16 protein-coding genes are annotated in these 20,832 nt (G+C 52.6%); 7 read left to right on the plus strand and 9 right to left on the minus strand.

The window, feature by feature from the left end; translation table 11 throughout:
* Positions 1-54: 54 nt before the first annotated feature.
* Genes NNL38_RS24100 through NNL38_RS24140 form a run of 9 tightly spaced genes read right to left on the minus strand, consistent with a single transcriptional unit; the run spans position 55 to position 8,408 of the window.
* Positions 55-543 (minus strand): DUF2878 domain-containing protein, encoded by a 489-nt coding sequence (locus tag NNL38_RS24100; RefSeq protein WP_255391408.1) that lies wholly within the window; start codon positions 541-543, stop codon positions 55-57.
* 46 nt (positions 544-589) lie between these two features.
* On the minus strand, positions 590-1,831 hold the full coding sequence (locus NNL38_RS24105) for an SAM-dependent methyltransferase (RefSeq protein WP_255391410.1): 1,242 nt from the start codon (positions 1,829-1,831) through the stop codon (positions 590-592).
* Between the two features lie 22 nt (positions 1,832-1,853).
* Positions 1,854-2,672, minus strand: a complete 819-nt coding sequence (locus tag NNL38_RS24110; RefSeq protein WP_255391411.1) for a DUF1365 domain-containing protein — start codon at positions 2,670-2,672, stop codon at positions 1,854-1,856.
* Positions 2,669-3,970, minus strand: a complete 1,302-nt coding sequence (locus NNL38_RS24115; RefSeq protein ID WP_255391413.1) for an NAD(P)/FAD-dependent oxidoreductase — start codon at positions 3,968-3,970, stop codon at positions 2,669-2,671. The genes NNL38_RS24110 and NNL38_RS24115 overlap by 4 nt, the downstream gene beginning before the upstream one ends.
* A complete protein-coding gene (locus tag NNL38_RS24120; protein ID WP_255391414.1) occupies positions 3,967-4,698 on the minus strand; it encodes an SDR family NAD(P)-dependent oxidoreductase in 732 nt (243 codons plus the stop codon). The genes NNL38_RS24115 and NNL38_RS24120 overlap by 4 nt, the downstream gene beginning before the upstream one ends.
* 2 nt (positions 4,699-4,700) lie before the next feature.
* A complete protein-coding gene (locus NNL38_RS24125) occupies positions 4,701-5,129 on the minus strand; it encodes a nuclear transport factor 2 family protein (protein WP_255391415.1) in 429 nt (142 codons plus the stop codon).
* Between the two features lie 39 nt (positions 5,130-5,168).
* Complete coding sequence (phrB, locus tag NNL38_RS24130; protein WP_255391416.1) at positions 5,169-6,638, minus strand: deoxyribodipyrimidine photo-lyase; 1,470 nt, start codon at positions 6,636-6,638, stop codon at positions 5,169-5,171.
* 11 nt (positions 6,639-6,649) lie between these two features.
* Positions 6,650-7,471 (minus strand): MerR family transcriptional regulator, encoded by an 822-nt coding sequence (locus tag NNL38_RS24135; RefSeq protein WP_255391417.1) that lies wholly within the window; start codon positions 7,469-7,471, stop codon positions 6,650-6,652.
* Positions 7,461-8,408 carry a YbgA family protein gene (locus NNL38_RS24140; RefSeq protein ID WP_255391418.1) on the minus strand — a complete coding sequence of 316 codons (948 nt, stop codon included), beginning with the start codon at positions 8,406-8,408 and terminating at the stop codon, positions 7,461-7,463. The genes NNL38_RS24135 and NNL38_RS24140 overlap by 11 nt, the downstream gene beginning before the upstream one ends.
* Before the next feature lie 376 nt (positions 8,409-8,784).
* On the opposite strand from NNL38_RS24140, the gene NNL38_RS24145 reads away from it, so the two are divergent.
* The 7 genes from NNL38_RS24145 to pelG are packed head-to-tail and all read left to right on the plus strand — an operon-like array spanning position 8,785 to position 20,821.
* Positions 8,785-11,538 (plus strand): bifunctional glycoside hydrolase/polysaccharide deacetylase family protein, encoded by a 2,754-nt coding sequence (locus NNL38_RS24145; RefSeq protein ID WP_255391419.1) that lies wholly within the window; start codon positions 8,785-8,787, stop codon positions 11,536-11,538.
* 41 nt (positions 11,539-11,579) lie between these two features.
* Positions 11,580-15,131, plus strand: coding sequence for a tetratricopeptide repeat protein (locus NNL38_RS24150; RefSeq protein ID WP_255391420.1), 3,552 nt, complete (start codon positions 11,580-11,582; stop codon positions 15,129-15,131).
* Positions 15,132-15,143: 12 nt separating this feature from the next.
* Positions 15,144-15,662, plus strand: coding sequence for a hypothetical protein (locus tag NNL38_RS24155; protein ID WP_255391421.1), 519 nt, complete (start codon positions 15,144-15,146; stop codon positions 15,660-15,662).
* Between the two features lie 25 nt (positions 15,663-15,687).
* On the plus strand, positions 15,688-17,022 hold the full coding sequence (locus NNL38_RS24160) for a PelD GGDEF domain-containing protein (RefSeq protein ID WP_255391422.1): 1,335 nt from the start codon (positions 15,688-15,690) through the stop codon (positions 17,020-17,022).
* Complete coding sequence (locus NNL38_RS24165; protein WP_255391423.1) at positions 16,985-17,956, plus strand: HEAT repeat domain-containing protein; 972 nt, start codon at positions 16,985-16,987, stop codon at positions 17,954-17,956. The genes NNL38_RS24160 and NNL38_RS24165 overlap by 38 nt, the downstream gene beginning before the upstream one ends.
* Positions 17,953-19,467 (plus strand): GT4 family glycosyltransferase PelF, encoded by a 1,515-nt coding sequence (pelF, locus tag NNL38_RS24170; protein WP_255391424.1) that lies wholly within the window; start codon positions 17,953-17,955, stop codon positions 19,465-19,467. Before NNL38_RS24165 ends, pelF begins: the two co-directional genes overlap by 4 nt.
* A complete protein-coding gene (pelG, locus tag NNL38_RS24175) occupies positions 19,448-20,821 on the plus strand; it encodes an exopolysaccharide Pel transporter PelG (RefSeq protein WP_255391425.1) in 1,374 nt (457 codons plus the stop codon). Before pelF ends, pelG begins: the two co-directional genes overlap by 20 nt.
* The last annotated feature ends 11 nt before the right edge of the window (positions 20,822-20,832 follow it).

The raw sequence follows: 20,832 nt of genomic DNA on the forward strand, positions 1-20,832 counted from the left end.
CAATCAAAAGTTCTAACGTCGTTATCGAGCATTTGAACAAGCTAGGATGACCCCTTATTTACTGCGATTGGTATAACTAAGCAGCTTCAACACCAACACGGAATACCCAAGCCAGCAAACCGTCAGAGCAGCCAGCGTTGGCAATATTCCCTGGGGCCAGGACACCGCACCCAGACGGTAACCGGCAAAATAGCTGACAACCCCGCCCACACCACCCAGCAAGACCACCAGCCCCGGGTGATAACGGAGCACAACCTCACGAATCATCCACACAAAAGTCCCGAAACCAAACCAGAGCAAGACCAGCCAAACCGGGATCCCCGGGGTATCAAACGCAAAAATGTCCAGCTGACTCAGGATAAAGTCCATCAAGATCCCGCAGAGCGCCAACGTTGTCGCAAATTTCCAGGTTGCCCGCCTCAGCCACCAGCTCATAAATAGCAACGCAACGAGAAGCCAGAGATAAGCGTTCTGCCCAATCACAGCGAGTAACCAGTACAGGTTAAACAACACACCAATCAAGACCAACTCACGGGTTGCCATCTTTCACCTCACCTTACTGACCCAACTGAAGTTCACGCGCAGCAGGTCACGACTCACGCCAGGCGGGCCGGCTGACCAGCAGTTGCACGGTACTGATACTGCGCTCTAAAAAACCGCCTTCGCAGTAACAGAAGTAATAGCGCCACATCCGAATAAAAGCTTCGTCATACCCTTGCCGGGATACAGCCTCAAGGCTGCCATTAAAACGCTGGTGCCAGTCCGCCAGAGTCCGGGCATAATCCATTCCAATATCTTTCAAATCCCGGATCACGAAGTCACTATTGGCTGTCATCTGTTGCGCCAGGACGGTCACGGATGGCAAGAATCCCCCGGGGAAGATATGCTTTTGAATAAAATCCACCCCTTTGCTGTAGCGCTCAAACCGCTGATCAACCATGGTTATCGCCTGCAATGCCAACAATCCATCCGGTTTGAGCAGGGACTGGCATTTTTGAATGTAAGTCGCCAGATATTCTTTCCCGACCGCCTCGACCATTTCGACCGATACAATTTTGTCGTATTGTCCGCTCAAATCGCGATAATCACTGCGCAGCAAACGGATTTGTTCGCTCAACCCTTCGTCTTCAATCCGCTGCCTGGCCCAGACATACTGAGCCTCAGAAATTGTCGTGGTAGTCACCCGGCAGCCATACTGTTTCGCCGCATAAATCGCCAGGGCGCCCCAACCGGTTCCTATTTCTAACAGATGATCCGACGGCGACAATCGTAGTTCTCGACAAAGTCGATCCATCTTGTGGATCTGAGCGTCTTCAAGTGTCGCGTGTTCGCTGTCATAAATCGCGGCGGAATAAAGCATGTTGTTGTCTAAGAAAATACGGTAGAAATCGTTGCCGAGATCATAGTGCGCCAGAATGTTTTGTTTCGCGGCCGCCTTATTGTTACGGCGGGTAAAATGCAGCCATTGATGACGCAAGGTGCTGAGCCAGCTCACCTTGGATTCAATCTGTTCCAGCACCGGCAGATTACGGGCAATCACCCGGATGACCTGAGTGAGATCCGGCGAATCCCACCACCCATCGATATATGCTTCGCCAGCAGCGATACTGCCGCCACCCAGGAGCCGCTGATACAATCCAGCATGGTGCACAATCAGCTGAGCCTGGCAGTTTGCTTCATGCTCACCGAAGAAGTGGGCTTCCCCTTGCTCGTCGACCAGCGTCAGCCCCGCCTCCTGCAATTGTTGTAGCCCTTTAAATATCACGTTTCGGGCTATCGCATGACGGCCTGAACGATTCAGTGCAAGCGGCTGTGATTCACTCTTAAACATGGTTATCCCTCAACGTTTGATTTCACGACGAACGCCGTGCTGCTTTCCGGTTTGTTCTCTCAGTTTTATTTCGCGTCGCATGACTATAAAAAGGCACCCGTTTCAGCCACAGCCGCAATGCCTGCCAGTAAATTCCCGCCACCACTTTCACCGTCTGAATCGGCGTTGATGCAAGTAGCCGCCATAGTGTCCGGGTGTTAAACGGCTGACGTTTCATCGCCATCGTGGCATCCAGCACTTTTTGCAGGCTGTGTTCAGATAAAATATCAATGTGAACAAACAAATGTTCATCGGGCGCTTTCAACTGCCATTGATAGCGTTGGGTGATCGGATTAAACGGCGAAACATGAAACGCTTTTTCGTGCTGCCAGGTTTTATCCATCCAGGTTGATTTGGCCGGAATGGCATAATAATGCCGTTCATTCCAAGGGGTATTACTGACCTCTGCCAGCACCCACTGCCATTGGTCCCGGGCGTCATAGAGGTAATACAGGTTCAGCGGACTGAAATAGAGACCGGCATACCGAAGCTGACAGAGCAGCATCACCCGCCCCTGCATCCGCTCTCCCGTCAGTTCAAAGACCTTGTCGATCACTTGTTGCTTCAGGGTACCGAGGCCCGGTTTTTCGTGGTGATCTCGTAAATGATGATCACGCAAGTAATCAGCCCCCCGGAAACGGGCCACATTCAGCAGACCGGTGCCAAATCCGGTGACCTGCTGCTGCAGTACGTCCAGCTCATCGAGATCGATCCACGGCATAAACATCGGGTAGCTGAAATTGTGGCTGACCGGGGTAAAACGGCGATGTCGAATACTGCCGACAAACAGGGCGCTGTTCATAACACCATTCCTGAGCTTTCAGGGTGGCCGGTCGGGTGCGGTTGCTGGGCCCGGGCTTCTACTCCGGCAACAACATCCAGCGCACTACGCACGCCATCTTCATGAAAACCGTTGTACCAATAAGCGCCGCAGAACCAGGTGCTCCGTCGCCCATTGATGACCTCGCGGGACTGCTGCGCCAGCATACTGGTGGTGGTAAACACCGGGTGGGCGTAGGTAAAGCGGCGCAGAATTTTTTCTTCCGCAATCTGACCACTCTGATTCAGGCTGACACAAAATGTTTCCGGCGCTGACAAACGCTGCAGAATGTTCATGTTGTAGGTCAGGCTGGCCAACTGATGTTCACGCTCTGCCGTTGGTGCACCGAGATGATAGTTCCAGGCCGCCCAGGCAGACTTGTTGTCGGGGAGCAAACGAGTATCGGTATGCAAGATGACCTCGTTATCCTGATATGCCATCGCCCCGAGGATCCGTTGTTCATCTTCCGTCGCATCGCCCAGTAAAGCCAGAGCCTGATCACTGTGGCATGCCAGGATCACCTGGTCATAAATATCGCTGCCATGCGCTGTGACCACTTTCACTTTGCCCTGATGACGAAAAATCTGCCGCACCGGATGAGAGAGCAACAAGCGCTCTTGGAAGGGGGCCACCAGCCGGTGGACGTATTCTCGCGAACCACCGGGAATCACGAACCATTGCGGCCGGTTAGTTACTTCCAGCAAGCCGTGATTACGGAAAAAACGAATAAAAAATTCCAGTGGAAACGCCCGCATGTCCGACAGGGTCGACGACCAGATCGCAGCCCCCATCGGCAAAATATAGTTTTCCGAAAAGTAAGTGTTAAACCGATTCTCCTCGAGAAACTCCCCCAGGGTACGGCAAGTCGCCGTCTTGAGGTCGACTTCGCGAGCCAGCTTGTTAAACCGCAAAATGTCGGCAATAAAGCGATAAAACCTGGGGTTGAGGTAATTTCGCTTCTGGGCAAACATGGATGAAAGGTTGTGCCCGTTATACTCCAGGCCATGTTCATCATTCTGTACGCTAAAGCTCATCTCGGTCGGCAAGCCTGCAATCCCCAGCTCTGCCAGCAAAGCCTCAAACCGGGGATAGGTCCGATCGTTAAACACGATAAATCCGGTATCAATGGCGTACTCCCCGCTGGGCAGGCTGACATCGACCGTGGCCGTATGCCCACCGATGTAGGCATTGGCCTCATACACCGTAATGTCATGATGGCGATGCAAATGCCACGCGCACGTCAGTCCGGAAATCCCGGAACCGATAATGGCTATTTTCATGATGTTTTCCCTGTCATTCGTTTGATGGCGGCGTACTGAACACGAAGCGGTAATAAAGCCAGCACTTTCAGCATCAGGCTAAATCGAAGTGGAAAATGGATCTCGTTTTTTCCCGCAGCGATCCCATGGCGGATCTTCTCGGATGCATACTGCACCGACACCAGCATCGGCATGGCAAAGTCGTTTTTATCGGTCAGCGGTGTTTTGACAAACCCCGGGCTGACCAGGCTTACTTTCACGCCACGCTGCGCCAAATCAATCGCAAGCGTCTTGGTAATATATGCAACGGCAGCTTTGGATGCGCCATAAGCCTCTGCACGAGGTAAAGGAAGATAGGAGGCCGTTGAGCCGACAATCACCAAATGGCTATTGGCATCAAACCGAGCCTGCAATGCTTCAATACAATTGAGCACCCCAAAAACATTGACCTCGAATACTCGCCGGCACAGTGCCACGTCAATCTGGCCATGCTCGATATACTCGCAAGTCCCGGCATTTAAGATGATGAGTTCCGGGAGTTGCGACACCCCCTCAAAAGCTTGCGTCACTGCCTGCAGGTCAGTCACATCAAAAGCCAGAGGCTGAATATTGGCACGGCTTCCGGCAAGTTCGACTAAACGTTCCTGAGACTGCCCGCATGCCAGCACCTGCCAGCCCTGCGCCGCATAATCTCTGGCTAACTGCGCGCCAATTCCCGAGCTTGCACCGGTGATCAATACCTGTCGCATGACTATAGCCTCGCTTTTATTTGACGAACCGCAGCGCCCAGTACCGGAACGCCCTCGTAAATCATTTCACCCATGTCGAAATAATCCCGATGACGGCTGATTTGGTTCTCCTGAATTTCAAGCCTCGAGCAGCCATGAACAGTACGCGACCGACCACCAGCTAAGCGCGGATGGCTAAAAATCATCTCCCACTGGACATAGGCTATTTGGCCATCGGTGAGGGTATCTCGGATCACAAACTGACATTCACGGACCGTACTGAACAGCCGGGTAAAGTAAGCATGAAGGTTGTCCCAGCCAATCACCTGATGCGCCGGATCTTCGAAGATCACATCCGGGTGATAGAGGTTCTCCAGAACCGAAAGGTGGTCTTTCGATAATTGACTGTAAACCTCAACAAATTGGTGGATAACATGATCCGGCTTGTCCATGGTGCACGCTCCTTAACTGGCGGCTTGCTTCATCGGCGTTCAGGCCTGTGCTTTTGCGGCCTTAAATTCCTCGATGGCCCTGAGCCGCGCCGCTTTGTGATCCACAATAGGTTTGGGATAATTCAAACCATTCGCCTGTGGCCATCGATGGGGCTCGTGGATATATTTATCCGGCACATCTTTGAGTTCATGTACCCATTTACGGATAAATTCCCCCTTTGGATCAAACCGTTCTCCCTGAGTGGTCGGATTAAACACCCGAAAATAAGGCTGAGCATCCGTTCCGGTTGAAGCTGCCCATTGCCAGCCGCCATTGTTCGATGCCAGATCGCCATCAATCAAATGAGACATGAACCACTGCTCACCGGCTTGCCAATGGATGAGCAAATCCTTGGTGAGAAAACTGGCGGTGATCATCCGCAAACGGTTATGCATCCAACCGGTTTCGCGTAACTGGCGCATTGCCGCATCAACAATCGGAAAACCGGTTTCCCCCTGCTGCCAAGCCGACAGCAACGCCTCGGATTCCTGCCAGCGCACATGCCTGGTCCACGGCTGGAAAGGCTGATCCCGGCTAATTTTCGGCCAGGCGACGATCAGGTGGCGATAGAACTCCCGCCAGATGATTTCGTTACACCAGCTAAACTCGCCACTGTCCGGCTCATCCAGACAAAACGGGTATTCCGCAAATAAGGCTGACAGGCACTGGCGTGGAGACAGTGCGCCTATTGCAAGATATGGCGACAGGCAGCTGGTGCCGTCGACCGCAGGAAAATCCCGGCGTTGATGGTAATCCGGCGCTTTCTCCAGACAAAAAGTCCGTAGGCGCTGGATCACGGCTTCCTCATCCACCGGCCAGTCCACGCTACTTTTTTCTGGGTATGTAAATGACACCGGTTGATCTGAGAACAACGCATCCGGCAAATTTTGCACAACCGGAGCCGGGCGGGCTTCCGGCTGGGGCGGTTGCTGGCGATATTGCGTTAACCACTGGCGGCGAAACGGCGTAAACACCTTGAACGGGTCGCCATTGCGGGTCAGTACCTCGCCGGGGGCAATCACACAATCATGATCAAACGCACTGAAGCACACCTGATGGCGGTTCAACAAACGGGCGGTTAAATCATCGCGCTGCCCTTCATTCCATTCATATTGCTTATTGGCAAAAACATGGTTGAGCTGATGTTGCTGGACCAACGCCAGCACTGCTTCCGGGATTTGATGAAAATCCGCTAATTCCAGTACAACCAGCGGAATATTCAGTGCTTTCAGTTGCTGACGTAACACCTCAAGCCGCCGCCGGATCAGATCCACCTGGATCGGGGACGTCTGGTGTTCATGCCATTGCATTGGCGTGGCAGTATAGAGTGCGATCACCCGCTCGCAACGCTGACAAGCCTCGCGCAACGCCTTGTTATCCACGACTCTCAAATCAGCCCGAAACCACACCAAACCACCAAGACCGGGCTGATGAGCTGACGGGCTCTCATGTACCGTTTGATTTGCCATGACGGCACTCCTCAACTTTGCTGAACCAGAACATCGTGGTGAATGGTGGCAATACTGCCCATCAACTGGATACTACAGTCAAGCTGACGCTGTAACGACACCAACTGGGACAACCCCTGCTGGCTGATCCGCTGCTCACCAAAAACAAATAAGGCCTCAACCTGAGATGCGGTCATGGCAGCACTAAGCCCCATTAACTTACTCTCCAGGTTCGGGAGAATTGTGACATCGTAACCCTTCTCTGCCAGCAGCCAGGCTTTTAGCCAGAGGCGGTAATGGACATGCTGGTCAAAGCTAATCAGGAAGCAGCGCTTCGCTGCGCGTTTTCTGGCCTTGGTGACTAATGCGAGGCACCGCTCGGTCATGGCAGATTGCCACAAGGCTTGCTGAATATTGGCTAACGGGTTATCAGCCCGCCCAATGGCCTGCTCAACCGGGTTCACCACCTGTTTGATAAAAAGCTCAGATGGATACTCCTTCATCAGCTGAGTCAGGAGCTGGTCCAGCTTTTTGCCTCGACAATCGAATAAAGCTGAAGTCACCGCCTCAAGGTGTTGTGCAGCCTGAGGTTCTGCTTGCGGTTTTTCCCCTTCGGTCGATTCATGCTCATCCAGCAATGGCCGCACCTTACTGATCGCCACGCCTTTTTCCAGCCAAACGACAATTTGACGGATTTTGTCGATATCTGCCTGCGAATACACCCGATACCCCTGCTCGGTGCGCATCGGATTCAGCAGTCCATAGCGACGTTGCCAGGCCCTGAGCGTGACCGGGTTTACCCCAGTCATTTCAGATACTTCTTTAATCGAAAAATATTGTTGTTCACAACCCATAACGTAACTTCAATTCCTCGGGATATGGATTTAAAAAGGTTTGCAACTGCAAATACGGATCAGGATATTCTTTGAGGTAATGCTGTATCAGCGCCAGCGGGGCCAGGATCGGCTGATTCCCCTCGCGATAACTCATAATCAGTGCTGCCAGCTCCTGCTTTTGCCCCTTGGTCAATGAGCGTTTGAAATAGCCCTGCAGGTGCATCAGCACATTCGTTTTATTGCTTCTGCTGGCGCGGTTTTTAATGGCATCCATAAACTGCTGACGATACTCAAGATAAAACTCATCCAGATCCCAGTCTTTGATCGATGCCACCATCCGGCCGAGCGCCTTATAAGCCGCCGGGCTGTGCGCCATCAGCACCAGTTTGTAGCGGGAGTGGAACTCGATAAAAGCATGGATAGATCGATGTTCCCGAAGCGACTGATAGAAATCATTCAGGGCATATATCCGGAAGACAAAGTTTTCTCGCAGAACCGGATCTTGCAGCCGGCCATCTTCTTCAACCGGAAGCCAGGGCATCCGCTGCATCAGCTCCCGCGTATACACGCCGACCGATCCGCCGGGCACCGTATTACCATTCTCGATATATAGCTTCACCCGCTCCATGCCGCACGTCGGTGACTTAGCACACACGATATAACCGCACAATGAATCAAAAGCGGGAATATGCTGATGGGCAAAAGATTCCATCGATTCGGTATAGTCGATCGACTTGTCTCTACTCGCAACCAGCCGCTCACTGCCATCGGATAATTGCAGTAGCTGAATCGCCGGACGAGGAACAGGCATGCCAATCCCAACTTCAGGGCAGACCGGTTTAAAGTCAACGTACTTAGCCAATTCATCCACCACAAAACGATTCTGTTTGTGGCCGCCATCAAACCGGACCTTTTGGCCAAGGACACATGCACTGATACCCACTGAGATAGCCATATCTAATCACCTTGTACAGAATAGAAACTTGTACAATAAAGCTAGCGCAACATCACGCCTTATACAAGATAATTTTTTGTATAACCATAACCTCTTAATGCTGTCATCAGTTGTTCTGTAAACGTCGCTTTGCGCAAACAGTTCAGTGGTGGCTGACTCAACCGCCACAACACCTCGGTCTGGTTAACACGACTTGATGAATTTATATTCCACCTATTACAGTGCTACGAGGATGGGATGAGTTAAGTTATTAGCATGGTGTGATTGATCCAAGATAAAAAAATACAAGCAAAATAATCACCTAAGTCTAAAATTTTAAGAGATAGGCATATTAGTGCGGTCGCATAAGCGACAGGTTTTGTAAAGGAGCTGACTCATGCGTTTATTTATCTGGGCACTGATATTGTTACCGACTCTATTCAATGCGGCAATCGCATCAAACCGGCAGCAACCTTCATCAGTGGTGTTCTACTACAACACCATTGACTCCGTTCGAGAGCTGATGAACTACGACCGGGCCGTCGTCACCCCGGCGCTGATCACACAGCGGCAAATCGACACCCTGCACGATGCCGGAACCCAGGTGTTTGCCTATCTCAGCGTGGGAGAATATGACGGCAAAAACCTCCCTGTTCAGCTGCAGGATGCTTCTCCGGTCCGTAACAACAACTGGCAAAGCCATGTCATGGATTTATCTTCCGACGCCTGGCAAGCACACTTGCTCGCATTCGCTGGAGAGCATCTGGCCAAAGGTTTTGACGGCCTGTTTCTGGACACGCTCGACAGCTACTACCTATTTGCCAAGAGCGAAACGACACAAGCCACTCAGCAGCAAGCACTGATACGGATCATTGATGCTTTATCCAAGCTGGAAGGGAACCCCAAACTCATCCTTAACCGTGGCTTTGAAGTCTTGGAACAACTGAACGCTCCCATCCAGGCTGTTGTGGCCGAGTCGCTGTATCACAGCTACCACCCGCTTGATAACAGCTACCATGACGTCAGCAAAACCGACACCGAATGGCTAAGCAAACAGCTCGCACAAGTCAAATCCCTCGGACTTGAGGCGATTGTGATCGACTATATTCCCGGCCAGGATCGGGATGCCCAGAAAGCAGCAGCGAAGCGCTTATTAGCTGAAGGCTACACCCCGTATATCAGCGACGGCATGCTGTATGAATTTGGTGTCAGCACCATCGTCCCGGTTGCCAAGCGGGTGCTTGGCGTATTTGACGGTACAGAAACGTCTTACAACCGTTCCTTGTGTCATCGAATGATCGCCATGCCACTGGAGTACAATGGCTACGTGCCCGACTGTCGGGACATTAATACCGTGAACTTTGAGCGTCTAGACAGCAACCGCTACGCCGGCATCGTCGTCTGGCTTGAAGAGAGTACCTATAACAAGCATCCCCGCTTCCAGCAGTGGCTGGCTCAGCAGCTTCATCAGCAACCGCTCCTGTTTCTCAAGTCTCTGCCGACCCTTGCCTCCCTCAGAGCCAAATTAGGGTTACGCGAATCCGGTGAGTTCAATCCCCGGGTCCAAATCACCCAGGGCCAGGACTGGCTGACTTCGCACTATCCACTGCGCTTCAGTCAATTCGAGACCTATCCGAAATGGGTCAGTACCCAACCCGCGGTTCAGCCGCTGATTGAAGCCACTGACGGTACTACAACCCCCGCAGGGCTCCTGTTCAAAGCCCCCTGGGGCGGCGCCGCTCTGCTGCCGCTGCCTGTCACGGTGTTGGCCAATCAAAAAGAGGCCTGGTATATCGACCCGTTTCGGTTGATCGATGAAACCCTCAACTTACCCCCGATTCCGGCTGCGGATGTGACCACTGAAACCGGACGGCGGATCCTGACCAGCCATGTTGACGGTGACGGTTTCCCCTCAATCGCCTGGTTCCCGGGTAAACCTTACACCGCTGAAGTGCTGATGGAACACGTATTCAAGCCCTATGCGATCCCGCAAACAGTCTCCGTGATTGAAGGGGAGATCAGCAAGGATGGGCTGTATCCAAAGATAAGTGCCGAGCTGGAAGCCATCGCCCGGCAGATCTTTGCTTTGCCCAACGTTGAAATTGCATCGCATACCTTCAGCCATCCATTTTTCTGGGATAACTCAGTCAGCGTTGAAGAAAAACAATACGGCGATCACTTGCCGATTCCCGGTTATAACGTCGACTACCGTAAAGAAATTATCGGCAGCCTGGACTACATCAACCAAAAACTAGCGCCCAAAGGGAAAAAGGCCAAGTTGATTTTGTGGTCAGGCCGAGCCGACCCGGATGAGAAAACTCTGGCCATTGCCGAGCAAGCCAACGTGCTGAATGTCAACGGCGGCAACACCTATGTAGTCCAGGGCAATCAAAGCCTTACTCAGGTCTCTCCAACCATTGCCTGGTACCCTTCCGCAGTACATGTCTACGCCCCGGTGCTAAACGAAAACCTCTACACCAATTTGTGGACGGAGAACTTTGACGGTTATCGCCGCGCAATTGAGACCTTTCAACTGTTGGGCAGCCCGCGCCGTTTAAAAAGCATCAGTATCTATTACCACATGTATTCCGGCGCCTATCCCGCTTCTCTGAAAGGGTTGACGGAAGTTTATGACTGGGCAATTGAGCAAAAAGCCACGCCGTTGTACTTAAGTGAGTATGCCAAACGAGCCCAAGCCCTGTATGAAACCGGTCTTGCACAAACCCTGAATGGTCGATGGCTGATCACCAGCTCCGGTGTGCGAAGTATTCGCCTGCCGCATGCCCTGGGTACCCCTGTGATGCAGCAAAGTTCCATTGCAGGCTGGGAGCACGGTGAGGATGGAAAATATCTGATCCTCTCGCAACCCAGAAGCACTTTGACCCTGAGCACTACAGGTGACACCGCGATCCGTTTGAAAAATGCCAACGGCCAGTTAATCCAATGGCAACGCAAAGGGGACGTGATTCACTGGACCCTGAAAACACATATTCCGTTGAAACTCGAGCTGGCCAATGCCTCAGCTTGCCAGCGCAACACTGAGGCGGCGCTGCAAGAAACTCAAGCGGACAACCTGATTCGTTACACCAGTCAACAAGCCGGACAATTTAGCGGAGAGCTACGTTGTCCATCGATAACACATACGAACTAACGGGCCGCGAAACCTTTACCCACTTGATGACGAGAAAGCAAATGGCGGTATTTCCTAAACGTCCATCCGACACCGGTAATCAGCCGAACTCCAGACTTCACCTGGTGAGTGGCCGGACATTAGTGATCTTAACGCTCACATCACTCTGGGCATTGTGGTTATTGGCACCAGATCAATCCATGCTGATCCGACTGATCACCCAATCCACCTCTCCCCAGGTGTCTTTGGCGTTTCTACAGGAAATCCAGGCCCGGGAGCCCGATAACCGAGCCGTCAGTAAACTGATCATCGAAAACTACTATCAAATGGGAGAACTGGACAAAGCGATTTCAGTCTCAGAATCAATGATTGACCAAGATAATTTGTCCCTCGACTGGCCGTCGCTTGCTACTTATGTCAATTTGCTCCAGGACAAATACTATCAAGCCAAAGCGACGGCTGGCGCAGCGCCGGACGTTGAAGCGAGGCTCCGGCAAGTTATTCATGGCATTGACTATATTCCGGATGCCAAACTGGCGAGAGACTTAGCTGACACCGCCATCTCTCTGTCAATGACGCAAAAAGGCTACGATTTTCTGGTGCCTCATCTGCAAAGCGGCCGCACCAATCGCCAGGAGCTCGTATCACTGGCCATTCAAAATTCAGACTACGACAACTCGCTCAAACTCCAGAAGGAGGCATTTAATCAGTCGGAATCACTGGAATCGGCGACAGCCTTACTCAATTTATACCTGACAACAGGACGTGCCGCGCAAAGCCGCGAGTTTATTGGCAATTATCAGGGACAACTGAGCGAAACCCCTGACTTTCTTCGCCTGACTATCGCTCACTCGACCCAAATAGGGAATCTAGAAACGGCGCTGAAACAGTCCGGCAAGCTTCTGGCTCTCATCCCCAGCACCGAACTCAGAGTCGCTACAGCAGAACTGGCCATCGCAACCGGACAGCTGGCACTGGCGACCACGCTACTGACTGAGGTCACCAGAGTGGATGACAACCCCGCTTATGTGGTTCGACTACATGATCTTCACCGCTGGCAAGGAAACATCGAGCAGGCCGCCCAGCTGAGTCAACGTCTACTGGCGATGGGACCGACTGAAGACCAAATCCGGGATGGAATTGCCGAAGCCCGGGCACTCGGGGATATTTATCAAGAAGGGATTTATTTCGACAAACTTGCATCCAACAACCAGCTGAGCGTCGTGGAATACGCCGACTGGCTTAATGCTGTGGAAAAATCCCAAGGAACGGATGTCGCGCTCCAAAGTGTACAAAACCTCGCTGCCCGGCGGCCAAAAGATCCCGAACTCATTGTCCATCAGGCACGCCTCTATGAATATCGCAGCGATCATTCCAAGGTCATCGAGCAATGGGAAAAACTCCAGTCATTACGTCGTCCGAGCCAGGCAGAGGCGATGCGGTTTGCCAATGCTTACATCATGAACCGGCAACCTGAGCAAGCGCTGGCCGTACTCACCGCTCCCAAAAACTGGCTACAGGCCGATGACGATTACCTGGAATCTGTCTCCACTCTGGCCTGGGAGACCAGTAACCGCCTTATCTCCCGTCAGGTTCAGGAGCAACTTATCGCCAGAACCAGCGGCAATATTGATGTCTATCGTTACCTGAGAACCCGCGATCCGGTCAAAACCAAAGAAGACATCGACAACCTGGTCAAACTATATCAGCATTCAGGCAATGCACAGCCTTTGCTGGCTGCCATGCAGGCCTCTCGTGCCAACCAGGATCAACCGACCTTTGCCCACCTGGTCGATCTGGCGACCCGGGATTCGGCGCTTACCGACCATATCGGGGTGTTACTGTATCGGGCGCAGCTGGCCAAAGATAACCAGGCGCAAGAACAAGCCGCCGATTTCTATCGGCAAGTGCTCCAACAGGCGCCTTACCATGATGGGGGGATTAACGGTCTGCTCTGGCTGGCCATCGAGGCCAACGACCAGGATGCCATGGCTTCACTGTATGATCGTTATAAGCGCTCATTGCAGGACAACGCAGCCTTATGGCTGAGCTTTGCCACCGCAGCACAGCAGATGGGCCAGTTGGAAGAAGCCGATCTCTGGTACCAGCAACTGTTGTTGCACAATGAGACATCCGGTGACATTGATGCTGCGGTCTTGCTGAACTACGCGGCTTTGCAAGAGCGACAAGGCGAGTATGCCAAAGCCCGCCGCCTGCACCGCTACCTCGCCAGTCAACTGAGCGACGAGCTGCTCTCGCTCGAAGAAGGCGACATCGCCTACCACTCCCTGGTGGCCTTATTTGTGGGCGAACAAGCGGCACAACAACTGGCGGAGCAAGCCCTGATCGAACAGCCTGATCAGGGCCATGCTGAAGATCTGTTCCGTTATTACCTGGCTGCGGGCCAGCCCGACAGCCTGATCGCCTGGCATCGACACACAGCGCTCAGCCGCTATACCCTGCCTGACTGGCAGCAACTGGCCATCGCCATTCAGGAGAAAGACCGGCCAACGATGGAGCGCCTGCTGGAACAGTCATCCAACCTACCCGAGGCTGATAAGAATACCGCCCTCCAGCTCACCGGACAATACGCCAAAGCCTGGCTGCACGGCGAGCAACAACTCGGGCAACTCAATGATCCCGAAGCGGAGCGTCAGCTACGCCGGGTCCATGTGGCCCAGCATCCGGACCAGACTCACAGCGTTCGCGCCCAGGCGACCCATCACGCCGAGTGGGATATTTCCCGCTATAGCCTCGACTATTACGCCCCACATCAGCAGGGGAATTGGCGTCTGGGAACCGACTTCCAGCGTGCAGACACGCCGGATCAGCTCAAGGGAATCAAGATGCAGGATGAAACCCGGCTGCGCGGTACCTATCAGTCCCGGCTACCCGATGCGCGTTGGTCTCTGGGATTTGACCTGGCGGATGGCTTAGGCGAACAGCGTCTGGGCTTCTCTACCAGCTACCTGCGCTCGTTGAATGATTACTGGGACATGTCTTTACAACTGGGTATCCAGATGCCGATTGAAGCCAGCCAACTCCTTTTTCTGACCGGGGAGGATAATACCGCAGGCTTCAGTGTCAGCTACCAGCCCACCCCCCGCGAATCATTGTCAGCACAGCTCAACTGGCATGATATTTCAACCCGCTATGGCGATGACATCGGCCAAGGCTGGGATCTCAGCTTACGTGCTGCAGAGCAGCTGTTTTTCAACGATCCAGCCTGGCAGATCTACGCCAGCTACAGTCTGCAGGATGTGAGCCTGAGCAACAATCCACTCAATGGGATCAATAGTCAGCATCAGAGGCCGGCCCCATTAGTCAGTGGTGATTTTATCGACGAAGAATATCAGCGCATCGCTATTGGCCAGCACCTGTGGCACGGCACACCAGGGCAGCCCGGACCGACCTTGCCTTCACCACGCTACTGGCTGGACACCTCAGTTGGTTACAACGTCACCACAAGTCAGCCGGATATCACCGTCACCGCTGCGCTTGGCTGGCAGTTGCTCGGCAATGATGAGCTTTATTTCTCGGCCGACTGGCAAAGCCAGGATAGAAATGGCGATGAATCTTTGAAACTGTCACTGGGATACTTCTATAGTTTTTAAAGGGATAAGCATATGAAAAAGAGATGGTTACTGCTATCAGCGCTGACACTGGGCGCCTGCACCAGCTACCAGGTACCCGACAGCCCGAATTTTCCGGCCAACAGCCGCTGGGTCATTATGCCGATGATCAATCACTCCAACACCCCGATGGCTGCGGAAAAAGCAGAACAGATCCTCAGTGCTCAGCTCTATGCCAAGGGGATCAACGCCAGGATTTATCCGGCCAGCGAAGTCAAGGATTTAGCCAGTATTTTAGACCGTAACGCCAAACGCAGAAATGCCCAGGCCTGGCTGGCGAACCAGAACGTCGACTATGTCATTAGCGGCTCGGTTGAGGAGTGGCACTATAAAAGCGGGCTTGACGGTGAACCGGCTGTCGGCATTACCCTGGAAGTTCAGTCTGCCCGGAGTAAAGCGACTCACTGGCGAGCCACGGGTACCCGTAGCGGCTGGGGGCGGGAAAGTGTCAGCGGCACCGGCCAAATCGTCATTGAGGAACTGCTTGACGGCCTGAACATCGAGCAACCATAACGAGTCACCAGAACGGAATCTGCCAATGAATACATTGCGCAACCGGATCATATCCGGATTTAAGCAAGACGGAGCCGCCTGGCTGGAAACGTTCATTGTTTCTGGCATCGCCACCTATTTATGGCTTCACTCCGAGGCGCTCACAGCATTATCACAAGAGCAGCACTTTTTCTGGCCATTATTTGGTCCGTTGCTCGTCGCCCTGCGCTATGGTTTTGCTAAAGGCTTTACTTGCGCCCTATTGATCACGGCCGGACTCGCCAGTGTTATGAATGCCAACGGCACGCTCTCGATGTATCCCCTGGCGATGGTCGTTGGAATGGCTTTAGTCACCATGATTGCTGGCGAATTTCATGACCACTGGCATGCCAAGACCCAGAAATACATCTTGGATCACCAGTATATGAAGCAGAAACTGGACAGCTTTACCCATAATTACCATTTGCTCAAAGTTTCCCATGACCAATTAGAGCAACGAACGGCTGGCCAGACCGTTAGCCTGCGTGCCAGTATCAGTAACCTCCATAAAATCGCTACCTCGCACAATTCAAACCGACTGGCACATATCGGGCATCCGCTGTTAAACCTACTGGCTGAAATCGGCGGATTGGAAGTGGCCGGGCTTTACGCAGTCAAACGAGGGAAGGTTGACCCTGTTCCACAGGCAACGATCGGCGATCATCATCAGTTGGTGGAAACCGATCCCATGCTACAGGACATGGTGAAGCAACGGACACTCTTGTCGGTTGCAAAACTGGCGTCTCACCGCGAATCCCGCTACCAGTTGTGTATCCCGCTGTTAGATACCCAGAAAACCCTGCAGGCTATCGTCATCGCGGAAAGTGCTAAGTTCTTTTTACAGACGCCTGCCAACAATGCTTTGCTCGCCCTGGTTGCCAACCACGCGGCCAACCTGATCAGCAACAGCATTGTCACGCCGCTCATTCAGCCGCAGCAAAGTGATCTGTTCCTCAGTTACTTAAGCCAGGCAGAACATAACCACCGCCAGCATAGTGTTGACAGCCATCTTGTCGTCTATACCGCAGCCAGCCCCTCGCAGAAAATGCGTTTGGAAGCTATCACCAATCACCGCCGTGGCGCTGATATCTACTGGCTCTGTCAGTCCCCGCAAGGAAAACCGGCACTGCTGGTGTTACTGCCACTCTCTTCAAAAGCCAATGCTCAGCAATATATCCAACGGGTTGAGCAATTATTTGGCCTGAACACCGGAACAACATCTGACTTTGGCATTCAGGGGCCGCTATCTGTCGCAAATGAATTGCCGCAAATCAAATCACTAATATACGAATATGGAAGGTTCGATGAAAATCTGGCTATTCATTCAAGCAGCCACTCTTGAGAGCTATGGCATTCATCTGCTTTTAGGCGAGAACTGGACAGCCACCAGTTGGTCCTCCCTCATCGCAGTGCATACGATCGCCTGTGCCAGCTGCACTATGGCAAGCTGGCTGATGCTGCCAGGCAATTACCGTGCCTCTCGGATTAGCACGGTTTCATTCCTGTTCGCGTTTCATTTTCTCTTGCCGGTGGTGGGAATGCTCGGGACCAGTTGTGCATTATTACTTGGCCTGCATTTTCCCAGAAAACAGCATCACATCAGTTGGCAGCAGAGTGAGGCGCTAGCCTTGCCCCAGAGTCCGGGCGATATACTCACCAATACCCCATTCGGCTCGGGCGCACTTCGCGACATTCTGGTTCATAATGACGATCCGGGACAACGCTCGCTAGCCGTCTCGGCCATCTGTCATCTTCCCCGCCAACAATCTGTGCCCCTGCTACAGCTGGCACTGAAAGATCTCTCGGATGATGTTCGCCTGCTCGCTTACGCTGCACTGGAAGGTATTGAAAGTGAAATTAACGACATGATTGCCAGCCATAAGAAAAGTTATGCGCAGCACCACAATGCTCAAACGTCTTTTGAAATCGCACAACAATACTGGGAACTATGTTATCTCGGTATTGCTGAAGGGATACTGAAAAAGCATTACCTCGAACAAGCTGAGTACTATCTCAATCAATCCGTCCAGAACAAACAACGCGCTTCCAGCAGTTTATTGCTTGGCCGGGTCTTGCTGGTGCAGCAGCGTCCGGAAGAAGCCGTCCCTTACCTGACCTATGCGATGGAAAACGGTTTACGGACCACGCAAGTCGCTCCCTACCTGGCCGAAGCCGCCTATCGCGTTAAAGATTACCGCAAGGTACGCAAGTACCTCGCCTATTTCCCTACGCAGCAAGGCGAAGTACTGAGCCAGATTAAGGAGCATTGGCTATGACCAAGAACGTTGACATCTGTCTGCTATTAGAAGGAACTTACCCCTATGTCCGGGGGGGCGTTTCCAGTTGGGTTCACCAGATGATCCAGGGCTTGTCGCAATATCGCTTTCATCTCATTTTTCTTGGCGGCAGCCCGGACGCCTATGACCAGCCTGCCTATGAATTTCCTGACAATGTCGTCGGATTTGAGACTCACTTCCTACTCAGCGATCCCGGCCGGCTGTCCCCCTCGCCCCGCTCCGGAAATGGTGAACTGTTTACGCAATGGGCACAATTCCTGTCTTATTTTGAAAAAGAAAAAAACCCGATCCCCAGTGAACTCTTGATTTCTATCTCCGATGCCCTGGGTCAAAAAAACAAGATCTCCATGGCGGATTTCCTTTACAGCCGTTCATCCTGGGAGGTGCTGACAGAGCGCTACCTCGACGTTTCCGCCAACAAATCCTTCGTCGATTATTTCTGGACTTACCGCAGTATTTACCAGCCCTTATTTACCCTGGCCCGTATTTCACAAAACCTGCCCGATGCCAAGCTATTCCATAGTGTCTCCACGGGATATGCGGGATTTCTGGGCGCATTATGTAAACAGCAAACCGGCCGCCCGTTGCTCATTACAGAGCACGGGATCTATACCAAGGAACGCAAAATCGATCTCTCTCAGGCCAGCTGGATTGACGATCGTCACAGCCTCATTGATATCAGTCTGCATAAAAAAATGGATCAAACCCGCAAAACCTGGATCCGCTTTTTCGAGCAGCTGGGCCTGACGGCCTACGACCAGGCAGACCACATCATTTCCCTGTTTGAAGGCAACCGGCAACGTCAGCATAGCGACGGTGCCCCCAGCGACAAAACACAAGTGATTGTGAACGGCATCAACCTGAGCCGATTCGACTCCGCCTATGCGAGGCGGCCAGCCGGTCCGCCATTGGTGGCCGGGCTGGTCGGACGGGTGGTCCCCATCAAAGATATCAAAACCTTTATCCGTGCGATCCGTGGCGCCGTTGAATCACTGCCGACACTGGAAGGCTGGATTATCGGCCCCACCGAAGAAGACCCCGCTTATGTCCGCGAATGTGAGCTACTGATCGAAAGTCTTGGGCTCACTGAACATGTCAAAATGCTTGGCAGCCGGAATGTCGCCGAAATCATGCCGGAGTTGGGCGTGATGGTGCTCACATCGATCAGTGAAGCGCAACCGCTGGTACTTCTGGAGGCCATGGCTTCGGGGATCCCCTGTATTGCCACAGAGGTGGGCGCCTGCCATGAAATGATTGACGGCAGGCCTGGGGAAGACGCCGAGCTGGGAGCCGCCGGCACGATCATTCCAATTGCCAGCCCGCTCCAGGCGACGCAGGCGATCATCGACACCCTGACCAATACCGAGCAATGGCGTCAAACCGGCGATAACGGTAAAGCGCGGGTCACCCGTTATTACAACGAAAAAGATGTGTATCACGCATACCAGACACTCTATGAGGAGGCTATCAGTGGCAGGGATCGGCTTTGAACTTCGCAGAATACTGGAGAAAAACACCCTCCTTTCCGTCCTGGAAGCCTATGGCCTGGCCGGATTAATTAGCTCCGGCCCGTGGGTGATCTCCATTCTGGCCTTACTGACCATCGGCATACTCAGTATCGGGACGGTTTTTCCGCTCTACGATCTGGTGCAATTTTTAGTCCTCGTCACCTACCTGATGGCGGGCTCGCTCATTATCAGCGGGCTGTTCCAGTTACTCCTGACCCGGTACATTTCGGACTTACTTTTTGCAACCGAGGAGCATCGGATTGTACCCAACCTACTCGGGGCCATGTTGATCACCAGTGTAATCGCCGCCCTGCTTGGGGGCGGCGTCTTACACAACGCTGACGGACTCACACCAGCGGTAAAGCTTACCGTATTCACCTCGCTGGTCCTGTTGTGTAATCAGTGGCTGATCATCATTTTCCTCAGTGGAATGAAAGAGTACTACCGGATCCTGAACACCATGGCATTTAGCTATGGGCTGATGATTGTTCTGAGCCTCACAGTCCCCGGATTAAACTTACTCGGGCTATTGCTTATTTTCTGTAGCTGCCAGGCAATCGTCACCTTCAGTTTCCTGTTTTTCGTGATCCGGGATTTTCCGGCCAAGCAATTGGTCTCCTTCGATTTTTTAAATCCCAGCAAAGTCTTCTATTCGCTGATGGCTTGCGGCGTACTCTATAACCTTGGGGTTTGGTTAGATAAATTTGTCTTCTGGTTTCGGGATGAAACCTCACATATCGTGGTCGCGCACTTTCGTGCTTCCTATATTTATGACTTACCCATCTTTGTCGCCTATTTGGCAATTATTCCGGGCATGGCCGTCTTTATGCTGCGAATGGAGACCGATTTCGCCAAGGCCTGCCTTAAGTTCTACGATGCGGTCAGAACAGGCGCAACCCTCGGTTCGATTTACCTCCTCAAAGATAAAATGGTACTTGCCTGTCAGCAGAGTATTTATGAAATATTCAAAGTTCAGGGCATGACCCTGGCACTGTTGCTGCTCTGGGCCGAGGACATTCTTCTCGCCCTGAAGCTCGACCTCGCCTACCTTCATTTGCTCTACGCCGACCTGATTGGCGTCAGCCTCCAGGTCCTGGTGATGTCAATTCTCAACGTGATGTACTATCTGGATAAGCGCTATGCCGCACTTATACTAACCGCGCTGATGGCTGTCTCAAATTTTAGCCTCGCCCACTACAGTATCGATTTAGGACCCACTTTCTACGGCTATGGTTTTGCCATCACCATGCTTATCACCACCATCGTCGGCCTGATCATGTTGAATCGACAATTCAATGAACTGGAGTACCAGACTTTCATGCTTCAACGTTCCTAATCATTCAACCA

The sequence above is a fragment of the Photobacterium atrarenae genome (assembly GCF_024380015.1).
Lineage (GTDB): Bacteria > Pseudomonadota > Gammaproteobacteria > Enterobacterales > Vibrionaceae > Photobacterium > Photobacterium atrarenae.